At 39.5% G+C, this 16,573-nt stretch carries 14 protein-coding genes; all 14 read right to left on the reverse strand.

Translation table 11 applies throughout. From position 1 onward, the window contains the following. Positions 1-162 precede the first annotated feature (162 nt). Complete coding sequence (gene glgB / locus BIV16_RS12290) at positions 163-2,061, reverse strand: 1,4-alpha-glucan branching protein GlgB (RefSeq protein ID WP_075680401.1); 1,899 nt, start codon at positions 2,059-2,061, stop codon at positions 163-165. A gap of 25 nt (positions 2,062-2,086) precedes the next feature. Continuing rightward, positions 2,087-4,867: a tetratricopeptide repeat protein gene (locus tag BIV16_RS12295; RefSeq protein WP_242940369.1), complete on the reverse strand. Its 2,781-nt coding sequence runs from the start codon at positions 4,865-4,867 to the stop codon at positions 2,087-2,089. A gap of 207 nt (positions 4,868-5,074) precedes the next feature. Next, positions 5,075-6,481 (reverse strand): AI-2E family transporter, encoded by a 1,407-nt coding sequence (locus tag BIV16_RS12300; RefSeq protein WP_242940370.1) that lies wholly within the window; start codon positions 6,479-6,481, stop codon positions 5,075-5,077. Positions 6,482-6,641: 160 nt separating this feature from the next. Then, positions 6,642-8,945 (reverse strand): hydratase, encoded by a 2,304-nt coding sequence (locus BIV16_RS12305; RefSeq protein ID WP_075680403.1) that lies wholly within the window; start codon positions 8,943-8,945, stop codon positions 6,642-6,644. Positions 8,946-9,118: 173 nt separating this feature from the next. Then, on the reverse strand, positions 9,119-9,421 hold the full coding sequence (locus BIV16_RS12310) for a hypothetical protein (RefSeq protein WP_075680404.1): 303 nt from the start codon (positions 9,419-9,421) through the stop codon (positions 9,119-9,121). A gap of 20 nt (positions 9,422-9,441) precedes the next feature. Beyond that, entirely contained in the window at positions 9,442-10,176 is a 735-nt protein-coding gene (locus tag BIV16_RS12315; protein ID WP_075680405.1) for an ABC transporter ATP-binding protein, read from the reverse strand. Continuing rightward, a complete protein-coding gene (locus BIV16_RS12320) occupies positions 10,173-11,648 on the reverse strand; it encodes a hypothetical protein (protein ID WP_143524736.1) in 1,476 nt (491 codons plus the stop codon). Before BIV16_RS12320 ends, BIV16_RS12315 begins: the two co-directional genes overlap by 4 nt. A gap of 11 nt (positions 11,649-11,659) precedes the next feature. After that, complete coding sequence (locus BIV16_RS12325) at positions 11,660-12,217, reverse strand: stage II sporulation protein M (RefSeq protein ID WP_075680407.1); 558 nt, start codon at positions 12,215-12,217, stop codon at positions 11,660-11,662. Positions 12,218-12,464: 247 nt separating this feature from the next. Then, a complete protein-coding gene (locus BIV16_RS12330; protein WP_075680408.1) occupies positions 12,465-13,127 on the reverse strand; it encodes an ABC-2 transporter permease in 663 nt (220 codons plus the stop codon). After that, positions 13,117-13,863, reverse strand: a complete 747-nt coding sequence (locus BIV16_RS12335) for an ABC transporter ATP-binding protein (protein ID WP_075680409.1) — start codon at positions 13,861-13,863, stop codon at positions 13,117-13,119. Before BIV16_RS12335 ends, BIV16_RS12330 begins: the two co-directional genes overlap by 11 nt. A 106-nt stretch (positions 13,864-13,969) precedes the next feature. Continuing rightward, positions 13,970-14,539, reverse strand: coding sequence for a hypothetical protein (locus BIV16_RS12340; protein ID WP_075680410.1), 570 nt, complete (start codon positions 14,537-14,539; stop codon positions 13,970-13,972). Next, the gene (locus tag BIV16_RS12345; RefSeq protein WP_075680411.1) at positions 14,536-14,922 is read right to left on the reverse strand and encodes a hypothetical protein; all 387 of its coding nucleotides are present in this window, start codon (positions 14,920-14,922) and stop codon (positions 14,536-14,538) included. The genes BIV16_RS12340 and BIV16_RS12345 overlap by 4 nt, the downstream gene beginning before the upstream one ends. A gap of 295 nt (positions 14,923-15,217) precedes the next feature. Further along, positions 15,218-15,805 carry a LytR/AlgR family response regulator transcription factor gene (locus BIV16_RS12350; protein WP_075680412.1) on the reverse strand — a complete coding sequence of 196 codons (588 nt, stop codon included), beginning with the start codon at positions 15,803-15,805 and terminating at the stop codon, positions 15,218-15,220. A gap of 80 nt (positions 15,806-15,885) precedes the next feature. Further along, positions 15,886-16,548, reverse strand: coding sequence for an HAD family hydrolase (locus BIV16_RS12355; RefSeq protein ID WP_075680413.1), 663 nt, complete (start codon positions 16,546-16,548; stop codon positions 15,886-15,888). Between the last annotated feature and the right edge of the window lie 25 nt (positions 16,549-16,573).

Raw genomic sequence — 16,573 nt, forward strand, 5'->3', positions numbered from 1 at the left:
ACGCCTTACAAATGGGCGTAAAAATGGCGCATTTTTCGTTCCTTCGAAAATTGTGCGCCATCCTTAGCTGATATATATATCGGTTTCATCAGCTTTTTTATAAAGTTTTATTTTGACGAATTCAAAATAATATCGCCTGCGAATTCGCCCGGATTCTAATTTCTAATACTGGAAAACTGCAACTCCGTAACCCGGTAATTTGTATCCAATGGAATACGGTTTTCCATCACACTCAGATGCCTTTGCCTTGTAGGTCTTTGGGCGCTTTGCTCCACTTCCGCCAAACTCTGCATCATCGCTGTTTAAAACCAGCTTATATGATTTCAGCTCCGGCACACCTACACGGTAGTCCTCTCTTGCAACCGGTGTAAAGTTGCAGACAAAGAGCAGATGGTTCTTATCATCCTTGCTTTTTCTTACAAAGCTAAAGATACTCCGTTCTGCATCGTTGGCATTGATCCACTCAAATCCGCCCCATTCCGTGTCTAATTCATACATGGATGGATTCTTGCGGTATAAATGCAATAACGCTTTTACAAAATTCTGCACATGCCTGTGGTTTGCATTTTCAAGAAGATACCACTCTAACTCACATTCTTCACTCCACTCGTGAAGCTGTGCAAACTCCTGTCCCATGAACAAAAGTTTTTTGCCCGGATGCCCCATCATAAAAGCGTAGGCAACCATAAGGTTCTGGAATTTCTCCCAGCCTTCTCCCGGCATCTTGTTAATCATGGAGCACTTTAGATGAACGACTTCATCATGTGATAACACCAGGATATATCTCTCGCTGCTATTATAACTCATAGCAAAAGTCATCTTGTTGTGATTTCCTTTTCGAAAATACGGGTCTAATTTCATATAGTCTAAGAAATCATGCATCCAGCCCATGTTCCATTTATAGGAAAAATTCAGACCGCCTTGTTCTGCCGGGCCTGTTACCATTGGCCATGCCGTAGACTCCTCCGCAATCATTACCACGCCGTGGTGGCGGCCTGTAATCAGCGTATTGATATGTTTGAAAAATTCAATTGCCTCAAGGTTCTTATTTTCGCCATATTTATTTCTGATCCACTGGCCTTCTTCTTTTCCATAATCCAGATAGAGCATGGACGCAACCGCATCCACACGAAGTCCGTCAATGTGGAACTGTTCCACCCAAAGCAAGGCACTTCCAATGAGGAAATTCTTTACTTCATTTTTTCCATAATCAAAAATCTTGGTTCCCCAGTCTGGATGTTCGCCCATTCTAGGATCCGCGTACTCATACAGACGGGTTCCATCAAAGTTTGCCAGCCCATGCGCATCCTTTGGAAAATGCGCCGGAACCCAATCTAAGATGACTCCGATTTTATGCTTATGGCACTCATTTACAAAATACGCAAAATCCTTCGGTGTTCCATACCTGGAGGTCGGTGCATAATAACCGGTCACCTGATAACCCCAGGAACCATCATACGGATATTCGGAAATTCCCATAAGCTCAATGTGGGTATAACCCATCTCTTTGACATATGGAATCAAAGAATCTGCCAATTCCCGGTAAGAGTAAAAACCATCATCGTCTCTTCCCGGATGACGTTTCCAGGAACCCGGATGCACTTCATAGATTGCCATTGGCTGCGCATAGACATCTTCCCTGCCATCGCGCTCCCTCATCCATGCATCATCACTCCAATGGATTCCCTTCAGGTCATACAATGCCGATGCTGTTCCCGGACGATGCTCCGCATAGTTTGCAAACGGGTCCGCTTTGTATAAACGCTCACCCTGTTTTGTCTCAATCAGGTATTTGTACAGTTCCCCTTCCTGTAACCCTGGAACAAACAGTTCGTAGATTCCCATCTCGTGCGGTTCAAGTCTCTTCATTTCGTGGGACGTCTCATTCCAGCCATTAAAGCTTCCAATGACCCATACGCGTTCTGCATTTGGCGCCCAGACATCAAAGCATACTCCTTTTTCCCCTTGTTCCGTTCGAAAATGAGATCCTAACTTTTGATAAATCTCATAATGTGTTGCCTGTCCAAACAGGTAACGATCCAACTCTGAAAAGTATGCCATATGTATTCCCCCCAATTTCTATTGTTTATTCATCAAAATCCTTCTCATGCAAAATGACATTATCATTTTCATCATAACGTCTCGCAGTCAGGATACTGAATGCTTTTTTAATTCCTCCTTTTTCGGCTCTGGCGATTGCCTCATCCACAATCTCCTTTACCTCGGTCAGGGTTGTCGCCTGATCAAGCTTTTGGATATTGCTGATTCGGTTGTACAGTGCAAGGACTGCCATCTCATCAATGTTATATCCAAGTTCGTTTGCATAGGTTCTTGCAAACGAAACCAGTTCATCACTTGTAAAAATAGGAATATTTAACTTCTCGGTAAACTTCGATGCAAATCCCTGGTCTTTTCCGAGTGCCTTTTGAATTCCGCGGGAAGTATCCTCTAAAATAATCAGAAGTCCGCTTGTCTCCGCTTCCATTAAAAGGGAAAGTTTTACGGCTGTCTCCCTTGAAATCTCTCCTGCTTTTTCAATGATTAAACAGCCACCGGAAATCTTTTTGAGCAACTGTACGATATCCTTCTGGTTCAATACCGCACCTTCGATTTTACCGATTTTTCCATTTGGTTTTCCGGTTTCTTTTTGTATTGCTTTAACTACATCTGTAGCTAGAACTGTTTTTCCGCAACCTCTGTCACCTTGAATAATCAGGTTTCCACAACCGGAATTCTCATTGGATTCCAAATGGCGGATGATTCCGGTCATTGCCTGGCAAATCTGCTCCTTCATACCAGTGATAGGCACAAAATAAGAGAAAATTTCTTCCTCTTCTTCTGACAGCTTGGTGATTGTGCGAGGCTCTTTTTCTTCTTCCTCGGTCAATTCCGGTTCTTCGATTACCGGAAGTTCTTCCCCATCTGTTTCCTGTTCTTCAAATTCTTGTTCTTCTATCTCAATCTGTGGAAGCTCCTCTTCCTCTTCTGCATCCTGTTCAATTTCAATCTGTGGAAGTTCTCCCTCTTCTGCATCCTGCTCGAATTCAATCTGGGAAAGTTCTTCCTCTGAATTCTGTTCCAGTTCATCCTGCGGGAACTCTTCTTCTAACGCAGCTTCCTGGAACGCTGTCTCGGCTTCTGGCATTACTTCTGTATTGTCGCCTGCTACATCCTCCACGGATACCACCAAATCCTCTGGGAGTTCAACCTCCGGCAAAACTTCTTCCTGGGCAGGTTCTTCCCAATCGTCAAATTCAGGCTCCTCTCCCGGAAATTCTGTCTCCTGATATTCCGGATAGTTCTGTTCCGAATTCTCAGCAGCTTCTGAATACTCCTGCTCCTGATTCTCAGAAACTTCAGGATGTTCCTGCATATCAAGTCCTTGTGTCAATGCACGGAACTCTTCTTCTGTGAGCGCTCCTGCCGCTGCGAGCTGCGCATCAATATGACTGTTTTCTGCGCTCACACGGTCAATCTCGCGCTGCAGAATATTGTTCATATTTTCCACCAGTTTTCCAGCTTCTTCTACCGGCATATCCTGAATCTGTGGTGCAACCCATGCGGACGCCTTGGATGCCGCGTCTGCTGCGCCAGCCGTATCTTTCATCGTATGCACGGAGTCTTTTAAGTATTCCTGTTCTAATAACTCTTTCGGTGTCAGACCGGAATCAAGCTTCGGTATTACATCCACCAGACGCTCCATGATGTCGCCTGCTTCCTGGAGTGCTCTTGCCTTCGCAGACGCAAGCTTACGCTGGTTTGCATCCTCAAGACTTACCTCTGCTGCACGCATGGTCTTGCCCCATTCTGCAAGAATATCATCAATGTCAAGCTGACCGGTAATCTGTCTTTCTGCCGCAGTCTTCTCCGGTACATAAAGGCTCATCTGTCCGTCATTTTCCTCTGCGAGCATCTCCTGGAAATTCGTTTTCAGGGAATCGTCAATCTCCTCATCTGTCTCGATATGGCCAAAACGCTCCTCTTCCTCTCCTTCTTCCTTATGCGGAATCTGCAAATATGGAATCTCCTCTGCAATCTTTTTGATGTTGTCCATCGTGTTATCCACATCATCTTTTTCTGTTGCATCCATAATCTGCTGCATGCTCTTTGCAAGCTCTTCCTGGAGATTTACGGTATTGAAACGCTCTGCATTCACTTTTACCTGTGGAATCTGAACCGGCTGGTTTACAATCTCGCCGGACTCAAGCCGGTCTTCGGGACGAACTTCCGTGATACCAGCATGTTTCTGACGGAACATACGGTATTTCTCTTCCTGCTGTTTGGTAAGTGGCTGGTACAGCATCTTAAGCTCTAAGGCTCGCTCTACATATGGACCGTCGCCAAACCAGAGAATCAGTTCGTCACAGGCTGCGATACACTTCTCACTCATTCCCTCTTTGTGGTAGAGATAAGCAAGTTCGTATGCCCATTCTTCGGTATATTCCTGCTCTTTTAACTCCTCTAAAATTGCAATCTGTGCCTTGTTATCCTCTCCCTTTGCCTTGCTCATATCATAGCGGAGAATATATTTCAGACTGTCGTGCGGAGCAATCTCCACAAACTCGTCGTAATAATCCTTTGCCTCACCAAAATCTTTCATCTTGATGGCAACCTCGGCAAGACGGTACACAATCATTCTTCCGATTGGGGATCGGTCATACGCCTGTAAAAGCAGTTCTTTGCTCTCCTCATAACGTCCTGTCTGTTCATAGATTTCACCTGCTTTTACAAGTGCCGTCACATTTTTTATTTTACGCCAGTTAATCGAATCTGCTATCTCTGCCGCAGTTGTATAATCCCCTTCTGCTGCCAAAGATTTCATCTGATCCAGCTTTAATTTGTATTCATACTTATCCAATTCTGTCACCTCAAAATGTGCTTTTCTTTGGAAATATACATCTATATCTTGATGTTTTGAACCAAGTGTGTCTAGTTATTTCATCGTATCTATAATTAATTTTAGTGTATCATACAGGCCTATAGATGTCAAAAATATTCGAAAAAAATGGCACCTCAAATCTCACGTTTTTCACGGGATTTTCGAGAAATGCCATTTTTAACTAAATTTGTAGTTCTATTTGATTTTATTGCGAAGATCTGTGTCCGAAAGCTCGTCATGTTCACTGTCCCATTTTGTAGCTTCGGCCTCTTCCTTATCCTTCTCTTTTTCTGCTTTTGACTTCTCTTTCAGAGCCGTCTCTTCATAGCGAAGTTCGTTTGTTTTCCGGTCCACACTCGTCATATGAACATAGGATACCGTATCCTCCGGCAGTTTTCTTTTTCTCAGCCAGTATTCTACGACACGTTCTACGACATAATAGATTACTGCCATGATTGGTACACCGAGAAGCATTCCAAAGAAGCCCCACATTCCACCAAACAGTAAGATTGCAAATACAACCCAGAAGGAGGAAAGTCCGGTGGAGTTGCCCAAAATCTTTGGTCCGATAATATTTCCGTCAATCTGCTGTAAAATAATGACAAAAATCAGGAAATACACGCCCTGAATCGGATTTTGCAGCACAATAATCAAGAAACTTGGTATCGCACCGATAAACGGTCCAAAAAACGGAATGACATTCGTCACACCAATAATCACCGCTACCAGCACAGTATCCGGCATTTTCATAATCGACAATACCACATAGGCAAGCACTCCGATAATCGCTGAGTCTAAAATCTTGCCACTGATAAATCCACCAAAAATCTCATTACTCTTACGAACTGTTTCCACAATTACGTTCGCACGAACCGGTTTAAAGATAGCGTAAATAATTTTCTTTGCCTGTCCTGCAAATGTCTCCTGGCTTGCCATCACGTAAACCGAAATAATCAGTCCAATCACAATATTAAGCAGGAACTTGACCACGTTGATTACACCACTTGTAATCGATGTAATATAAGTCTGTGCCTGTGGCAGTAAATCTTTTTGTACAAAATTTTCGACATAATCACTGCCCCGCACCAGAATCTGTTCTGCCACATCTGCAAATTTACTGTCGCCTTCTGCCAGGTGGTTAATCCAGTCAATCAGATTATTTACCTCTGTTGGCAGACTTATTATCATGCTTTCTATACTTGCGGCAATGGAAGGTACAATACTTGCAATCAATAGTACAAAGATTCCAACCAGAATCAAAAGCGCACCGATAATTGCAATTGCCCGCGATAATTTCTTCGCTCTTCGTTCACTCTTCATCCGCGGTTTTAAGAATCTTAACAGATATTTTTCCAGAAATTTCATCACCGGATTCAAAAGATATGCCACCACGAGTCCGATAATTACCGGCTGAAGTGCCTGTACCAGTTTCTTCCAGAATTCTGCAAAACCGTTGTACCGGTAAATCATAAAGAAAAATAAAATGCAACAACAGAATGTTAAAAATACAACAAGCCCCACTATCAGATATTGTTTCGCATCCCACCCTTTATGCTCTGGTGTTTTTGATTTTTCCTGCGTTGTATCCACCTGTTTCTCCAAAAGAATTCCCCCTTTGCCTGTCATCCATTGTGTATCATAAGACGTTTTCTTTATCATAACACAAAACCGGCGCATAAGAAATGCGCCGGCTCTAATTTTTCGTAAATCTTTCTTTTTCAGAGAAAAACGCTACACAATTCAATTATGTATGTAGTTGAATTTATCCTCTGTAATAGTTAATCAGGCATCCTTTTAAGATGATTTCTCTCTCGTCATCGGTAAGGTCACCTAACTGAAGCTTAAACTCTTTTGCAGCCCCGTCCTTTACCACATAAGCGGTAAGTTCGTGTACCTTATCCTCTACTGCCTTGCGGATTCCCGGGATGTATAAGTAATCCAGGTTCTCGAAAGGTAAATCACCTTTTTCAATGATGAATGGAAGCATACCCCAGTTAATCAGGTTGGAACGATAACGTTTTGTCGCATATTCATTGGCGATATTTGCCCATCCGCCAAGTACTTTCTGGCAGGATGCCGCCTGCTCACGAGCGGAACCGTCACCTGGTTTTACAGCAAAAATGGTGCTTCCGAATCCGATATAGCCTTCTTTGTTCTCTGCATCGTTTAAAGTTCCTGGGAAAGCAGCCTCGATTGCATTCATTACTGGTTTGATTTCCTCAAAAGCAGTTGCCGGACATTCCCCAGCTTCTAACGCTTTCTGTGCCTTCTGAATCTCTTTTGCACGGCCAACATACATTGGGTCTTTTCTGGAAAGTGCAAATTCTGCCAATCCAAGAGGGTTGGAGCGGAAAGAAGATGTCTCACCGGATGGAATCAGCTCATCTGTTGTGGTAACCGGATCGTGAATCTCGGAAACAACTTTTAAAACAAGGTTTTCAGGCAATGCACTCATCTTTGGCCAGTCTTTGATGTTCGGTCCAAACTGAATCTCTACGGATGGATCTGCAACTCCCTTGCTGTCGAAGACTCTGTTTTCGTAAATAGTCTTATCAAAGAAATATTTTGGTTTTGTAAAGTTGACATCCACGTCTGTTGCGGCTGTCAGATAACCTTTGTTTGCAGCTGTTGCTGCGATAGAACGCGCATCCATAAGTGCCACGGATGCAACCTGTCCGTTCTGTACCTTAGAACCTTCTCGGTTCGGGAAGTTTCTGGTGGAGTGGCGGATGGAGAATGCGTTATTTGCAGGCGTATCACCAGCACCAAAACATGGTCCACAGAATGCAGTTTTTACAATGGCACCTGTTTCCATCAAGGCTGCAACGGCTCCGTTTTTCACAAGTTCCATATAAATTGGAGTACTTGCAGGATATACGCTTAACGTAAATTCATCTGGTCCGATGGAACTTCCTTTTAAAATATCTGCGGCATCACAGATATTTTCAAATCCGCCGCCGGCACAGCCTGCGATAATTCCCTGATCGACATATAATTTTCCGTTTCTGACTTTGCTCTTTAAGTCAAGGTCAACGGCTCCATCGAAGCTGACCTGTGCACGTTTCTCACAGTCATCTAAGATGTCCATTAGGTTTTTATTTAATTCCTCGATGGTGTATGTGTTACTTGGGTGGAACGGCATTGCAATCATTGGCTTAATTGTACTTAAGTCAATCTCAATCATTCCATCATAGTATGCAACATTTCCAGGATTTAATTCTTTGTAATCGCCGGTTCTTCCGTGAATGTCGTAGAATTCTTTTACCTTATCGTCTGTTCTCCAGATGGAAGATAAACAGGTAGTCTCTGTTGTCATAACATCGACACCGATACGGTAATCGACGCTTAAGTTTGCAACACCAGGTCCAACAAACTCCATGACTTTATTTTTCACATAACCTTTGTCAAAAACTTCACCGATGATGGCAAGTGCAATATCCTGAGGACCTACTCCCTTCATTGGAATACCGGTCAGATATACACCGACAACACCTGGCATATCAATGTCATAGGTTTTGCTTAATAACTGTTTTACAAGCTCTGGTCCGCCTTCTCCAACTGCCATGGTACCAAGCGCACCATAACGGGTATGAGAATCGGAACCTAAAATCATTTTTCCACCGCCGGCAAGCATCTCTCTTGCAAACTGGTGAATCACTGCCTGATGAGGTGGTACATAAACACCGCCGTATTTTTTGGCACAGGTAAGACCAAACATGTGATCATCTTCATTGATGGTTCCACCTACTGCACACAAACTGTTATGGCAGTTTGTCAAAACGTAAGGAATTGGGAATTTCTCCAATCCTGACGCTCTCGCCGTCTGAATAATTCCTACAAATGTGATGTCATGAGAAGTCAGCTTGTCGAATTTAATCTGGAGCTTGTCCATGCTTCCCGATGTGTTGTGCTCTTTTAAAATATTGTAGGCAATTGTCTGTGTTGCAGCCTCTTTCTTGGTCACTTCCTGACCGGTTTTACTTTTTACAATCGCTGCTGCATCCGGGCCGTCTGCCACAAGTTCTGTACCATTTACCAGATACGCGCCACCTTCAAATAACTTCATATTTGTCTACCATCCCTTCCTCTTAGTCCGCAAAATGCATCATTTATAATAGTATTTCGCCAATCCATAATTTGCGGTTATATTATACTTCGGTTAATATAATCTGTACTGAATTATATATGGAGTAGGGAAAAAAAGCAAGCACTTTTCCACGGTAAATCGTAAAATTTGTATTAAAACATCATCCGGCTGATAAGGGTAATTATCATTAAGGCGTTAGCCAACACGGAAAATAGTTTTGTCATGCTTTCTTTTCGAAAGAAAATCAGACTTGAAACATACACAAGCAAGAAAAGTCCCATGGCTGTAAAGTCCGCAATACTCATGCCGATGTACATGCTGCCTTTCACATTTTGTGTTTCCAAAATCGAGTTCATCATTGTTTTGCCATTTGGGAGGAAGAGCAACAAAAGAATGCTTATAATTCCGATTCCTTCCCAGATTTTTATCAATGCACTTTTCATATTCATTTTCATAATATACTAGTTTCCCTTCTTCAATGTGCTATTGGTACAACATTTTTTCTGCCATCTCCTTTTTGCAGATTTTCTTTTACCATAGTAAAGTAATAATCCTCTAAGGAACTGTATTTATTTTTTAACCAATTCATATTTTCTACCTGTTGTACTACTTCTCCATCCTGCATAAAAATGACAGCATCGCAGACACTTTCTGCTACTGATAAAATATGTGTGGCAAGTAAAATCATGTTTCCCTTTTGAGCGTATTCTCGCAATATTTCTTGAATAATTTTTAAACTTACAGGATCTAATCCAGACACATACTCATCTAATAACAAAATAGAAGGTTTTATCACCATTGCACACATTAATTGAATTCTTTTTTTCATTCCCAGCGAGCAATCCATGATTTTTTTGTCTGCAAACTCCGCTATCCCAAAACGCTCTATCCACCATTCCTCTTCTGTCTCTTTTAAATCATTAATATCTTTTACAAACCTCAGATGTTCTCTTGCTGTTAAGTTCTCATATAAAACAGGCTGTTCAAAAACATAAACAGCATCTTTTTCAGGATTATTTGCATCGATTAGAATCTCCCCTGCGTCAATTTGCGCTAATCCACTTATGCATCTAAACAATGTACTTTTTCCTGCACCATTTGGTCCTAAAAGTGCAATCATTTTTCCACCTTTTAACTCCAAATCAATGTTCTTTAAAATTGTTTTTTCCCCTATTTTTTTACTTAAATCGTGTATACCCATCCATGTCATATACCATCGTCCTCGTCAAACAATTGGATCATCCAATGTTTTTCTTCCATTTTAATTTTCAAATTCTTTTTTACCATTATTACATATAGCACTAATCCTAAAATTTCGAACATTTGCAACACATAAAAAACATTACGCGCCACTTCATTACACGCATAAAGAATGGCAGGAATGGAAAGTACTATGCCTATCAATAATAATTTCCCACCAATTACGTTATTTTCAATTGTTCTGTTTCTATCATACTTTGTCGTCCCATAGTCCTTCGTTATGCGAACCGGAGAATTTATGACCGCCAGATTCTTTTCGTAAAATCCAATAGCGCACATCAGCAAAACAGTGGTTATGCCAAATAACATTCTGTACACATCTGTTATGTCATAAATAGTTCCAACATAAAATATGGCATAAAAAACAATGATTCTTTTCACATAAAAATGTGTATAGATTCCTTCCTTGTATTCTAATAATTTTTTTAAATTAGTTTTCCAATAATAAATCTTTTCTTCCTCACTATCAATCGACAGCTCATCATGAAAATAAAATATATCATCCAGCAAAAAGGAAATTGTATACGATATTATCAACATATTAATCAAATAAACAATCTCTTCTTTTCCTCCGCCTTGCTTCATCAAAATTCCTGAGAAAAACGAGATAAAGATAATTGGAAATAATCCAAAATCTCTTACCTTAAGTTCCAATGAGCCGTATATTGAATTTTTATCTTTTTGTTTTCTTAGCCAAATAACATACAATGTTAGCAAAAACAGTAACACACCTATTCTAAAAATAGTATTCATGTCAATCGCAAACTTAAGACTATGTATTCCGTTTATCCATTCTTTCATTGCTTCCATTACATTCGTCTTTTTATTTAACGGACATGATAAAACCCACGCACTTACGTAATTTCCCAGTCCAACAAACACACCTATCCATATTGTCTTAACTATTAATTCCAGATACCTAACTTTTTTGTGTTCAAAAAGAAGCATTAAAAATTCTATGCTATATAGAATGATTATGGCTAAACATGTCACAATCATTGAGGTGCCTAGATTATGCGTCTTTTTTATCACGAGAACAAATATTAACGGGAAAGAAATCCCTATCCCCTCCCCCATATTCCATAATACTTCCGATGCTGCCATCCCTCTTATAAAAGACACTTTCGAATACTTGCTATTGGTCAGATAAAATTCCTTCATATGGCTCTTTTTCGTCGTAGTATATAATCTTGCCTTTGACTCTCTAACCTCTAACATCCAATTTATCAAAATCAAGATAACCATTACGACGTCAAAATATTTTTTCTCCCTGAAACCATTGGCCACTCCATAGATTACAATTGCCTGTATTATTTTTAACACCCAATAGATTGCATACGCTCTTTTAAACTCTAAATTTTTTAAAATAAATACTGTCTGAAATCTCTCTTTAAATTTTCTATAATATTCCCACTTTATCATTTTCTTTTTACCTATGTCCAAAATTGTGCCATTTTATAGGAGAGCGAGACCTCTATTGCTGCCGCAATCATATATCCTAAAACGATGCTGCCTATCAGTTTCATATCATCAGCTATTCTATATTTTTTATACTTACTCATTCCTATTGAGGCACACATTAATAAACAACATACCTCTATCACTGAATGTGGCAACAAAGATAACAGGACTTTTGCCGAATCCTGTACATAATAATAGGAACTTATTACTATACCTAATAAAACTCCATTTATTAAAAGTATTACCTGACTTAATAATCTTCCCCATATAATCCCCATCGCCAACAACATACCCACTATTATATTATTTAAAAAAATCGAACTAAAACTTGGAACTGCTCCAATCCCTAAATCTTTTTCTGTAAAAAAATGCAAGCTTTCACCACGATGCAATTGCGAATATATCGTTAATATTCCACCTAATATCATTCCACATGAAAAAAGAATACATGCACGTTTTATATTGGCTCCGTAATATAAATATATATTTTGCTCCTTCTTCTTTTTTATCGACACTTCTCTGCAAGCCATGCTTATGATTTCCTCCTGCTACTTTTGCCAAATATAAAAAGGAAAAACATAGCATACACTTATTTTTATGTATGCTATGTTTTTACAATTATGCTGCAATAATTACTTTTTTTGCTCCCTGCTTAAAGGCCTGTCATTACAATCTTTTTATTTTTTCTTATTGTCCCTATATTTTTTTGAAACAAGAGCAACAACGCAAAACAGGAAACAAAATAATACCAACTTCAACCACTCCATAATATTCCCCCTACATATCTTTATTTTCAAATATTTTACAGCTTAAAATGATAGATACAAAATTTATGATAACGATGCATCCAATACATAATATTCCAAAAAAATTCTCATTTTTATAGAACCATGATAAATCCATAAATGAAAAATCAAAATTACCAATTACATAGGAGGACACAAATGGCACTGCCATGATAGAAATCATAATTATATATTTAGCCTTTTCATAGCCAAACTTATATTCTAAAGGTATCAGCACGCCTCTAAATATACTAATAAATAAAAGTGACCCAATTACCAGCTTTGCCGTTAAATCTACTGTATATTTCTTTAAAAACATTGATTCTAAAAAATAGATACCTACATACGCAATGAACACGATATACGTGAATACATACTTTGAAATTACGATTTGTCTTCTTGTATATGGGGTCGTGCACAAATATGCACAGCCCTTTTTGTAGGTTTCATCTACCATTGAAATCGAGCTTGATAGCAGAAAAATGATTACGAACAACACCAAGAAAAATATCAATCCGCCAGCCGTAGATTTGCTTACCTCACTTCCTTCTATTCTACTCAACAGCAATCCAGGTGCAAATATTGCTACAAAGAACATCAATAAAATGTACTTTTTTACAATCAATGCATCCTTTACCACCAGATTAAATATCATCTCTGCTTCCTCCTTGGATTTTCTCAATCATAATATCCTCAATTCCAATATTATCTTTCTTGTACAATTTTTTATATTCGTCAATCACATCGTTCTTTTTCTTTTCAAAAACAATTTCGCCCTTGTTTATAAACAAAATTGTATCCGCAACCTTTTCTAAATCACTTGTAATATGCGTTGAAAACAGAACACTACACCCTTCCTCTTCAACAATATCTCTGATTATCCCGTCAAATTCATTTCTGACAAGAGGATCTAATCCACTGGTTGGCTCATCCATAATAATCAACCTGGCATGATGCGCCAAAGCTATGGCTATTGAAAATTTCATTTTCATACCTTTTGACAAAGTTGAAATTTTCTGGTTTTCATCCAAGCCAAACTTTGTCATAAGTTTTTTGTACTCATCCTCATCCCAGTTTCGATATGCTTTCGCAACGATGTGTTTCATCTCTTTCATTTTCAGCGTTTCATAAAAATATCCGTCATCTAAAACGACCCCTAACTGATTTTTAACATCAACCGGATTTTTGGTTATTGACTCGCCATCAAACAATATTGACTCATAACTGGATTTAATCAAGCCTAATATTGCCTTAATTGTGGTAGATTTCCCTGAACCATTCGTACCAATAAAGCCGACGATACTTTTCTCCTCAATTACGAAAGAAACATTTTTCAGTTCAAAGGATGGATATTTTTTATTCAGATTTTTTACTTCCAAAATTTTCTTCATTTCTTCTATGCTCCTTCTTTCACAAAGCTACTTCGCAAATCGTTTAATGCCAAATACAACCACACAAACTATCATTGTAAAAATACTATATCCTAAATTCACCACATCAAAGATGTATAATGCTGCCAATCGCAAAATTATCTTCCGGATTCCCGGTATAAGTGATATCATCCATAAAATTATCTGGCAAATATTCTTTCGGGAATCTCAAGCCCAGGAACCAGTTCGGATATATTCCTTGTGTGTTGACATATACGATACTTTTTTCTTCTTCCATCACCAGCGCATACTCATAACTGGATGAAAAATTGTACATCGTAACATATGCCGGATAGTCGAAATGCTCCTTGTCCTCCCGGATTCCGGTTATCTCTTTCAAACGCAATACTTCCTTTGTAAACTCCTGTTCTGGATAGGTACATTTCAAATAAATCTCACAGGTTGGGTCCATAAAAGTATCCTTTGCCAAATAGTAATACGACACGTCCTTTGCATCTTCATCTAATTCTTTGGGGAAAATCAGTAACTTGCTGTATCCACAATACGAATTAAACTCACCATACTTATCCACATTGGTTGAACCTTTAAAAAAGAAAAATGGTACTAACATGATGAGAAAAGATACTACCAAAATCCCCACCCCAATAGATAAAAAAATTGTTTTCTTTTGCTTCATCTGCCTCTCTCCCCTTTTTCTGAACTATGATTAACCAAACCTCTACTGCTTTTGAAATACCTCCACAAATTGCAAATCAAATTTACTCCCAGCGATGCAGCCATAGCTGCAACTATGATTACTCCCAGTATTACCATCTGATCTATCTGCAACCAGAATTTTCCCGCAACTATCATAGACAGTCCTACCAGGCATATTGCAACTGCCACACCATATAATTTTAAAGAAGGCTTTTGTATTTCTGTTTCATTTACTTTTGTAGTTGCAGTGATATGATTTAATGCACAAAAAATGAACATTGTTCCAAATACAGAGGAATTCAAAAGAACCTTCGAACAACACATCGAAGCAATTGCTAAAATCAATAATCGAAAAAAACGCATGCTACACCTCCCCCAAAATTGCATCTTTTCTTATAATCCTATTATGAAGGTAGCAGAAATCGACTATATTTTTCAATCATAACCCCTTAAACGTTGAGTTAACCCTTTAAACGTTATCTATTTTCTCGAAAAGGAATCATAACCTTTAAATATCGTTTTCCACTTTTTTCTTCCATTTTCTTCTGCCTGTATTCTAATTTTATATTTTACATAGAAAAACAGCAGAACAAAAAGAAAAGACATCAATGTAACAGAAAAATGCCCGCTCGAAGCGAAACATGGTGATAATTCATAGTTACCCCCTCAATTTATAACGAAGATAAGCTTTTTCAAAATCTTTCTGCTTTCGGACTGAAACCTTCAACGTCTCTCCTGCAACCTTAACCATATTGGCTTTCTGCTCCGTAATCTCCCCCAGATTCACTATGTACTGCCTGCTGATTCGAAAAAACAGTGTTTCGCTCAACTCACGTTCCAAGTCAGTGAGCGTAATATCTTTCCGATACTTCTTCCCTTTTATGAAAAGTTCTACCTCTCCTCCAATTGCCCGGATTTCTTCCATTTCAAACGGTTTCGTCACAAACCGAAAGGCATCAATATAAAAGGCTTCCTTGAACCGTTCCACCATACTGGTAGCAACAATAATTTTACAGTCGTTTCCCTTTTGACGCAGTTTTTTCCCTACTTCAATCCCATCCATTTCCGGCATCTCAATATCAAGAAACAGAATGTCCAAATCCTCTCCGGTTTCTAACAAATCCTGTCCCTGCGAAAAAAGTGTAATTTCTGCCTGCACTCCTGCTTCCCTTAAGCAGATTTCAACTTTCCGTTTCAATATTTCGCTTACAATCTGTTCGTCATCGCAAATCCCTATTTTTAACATTGCGTAAAACTCCTTCTCTTACGCCCCTCTAACTCTCATCCCTTACTTTCTAAAGTAGCTGTTTTAAGTCTTGATTTCAATTACATTTGTAATTGAGTTTCCTCAAGCAGTCGCTTGATTTCCTCTAAGGAATCCACTTTCGCTTCAATGCGTTTCCAATCTTCCTCCGTAGGCTGGGTAAGATCCGGTACCATCACAACATGAAGTCCTGCTGCACTTGCTGACTTAATCCCATTTGGAGAATCCTCCACGCCAATGCAATCCTGTGGCTGCTCACCAATCCGCTCACACGCATAAAGGTATATATCCGGTGCCGGTTTTCCATTTGCAACCATAGTGGCACAGATTACCTGATCAAACTTTTCATAGATACCAATTTCGCTTAAGTATGCCTTTGCACGCACCTCGTCTGTCGCAGTTGCAACCGACGTCTTAATTCCTTTTTCATGAAGATAATCCAAAAGTCCGTCCACACCCGGCTTCTTCTCGATTCCGGTCTTGGCAAGCTGTGCATTCATAAGCTCTTTCCGACGGGCACGGATTTTCTCATAATCAAACTCCGGTCCAAAGATACTCTGCAGATAAGGTCCCGCAAATTTTGCCGCAAGACTACGAATCTGCAACGCATGCTCCCTTGTCATGTCAAATCCCGCTTCCCTCGCTGCCTGTCTCCAATAAATATTTAAGTATTTCTCCGTGTCAATCAACACCCCGTCCATATCAAAAATTACCGCTTTTATCATATCAACCTATTCTCCCATTCCTATA

This window comes from Roseburia sp. 831b, from assembly GCF_001940165.2.
Classification (GTDB): domain Bacteria; phylum Bacillota; class Clostridia; order Lachnospirales; family Lachnospiraceae; genus Roseburia.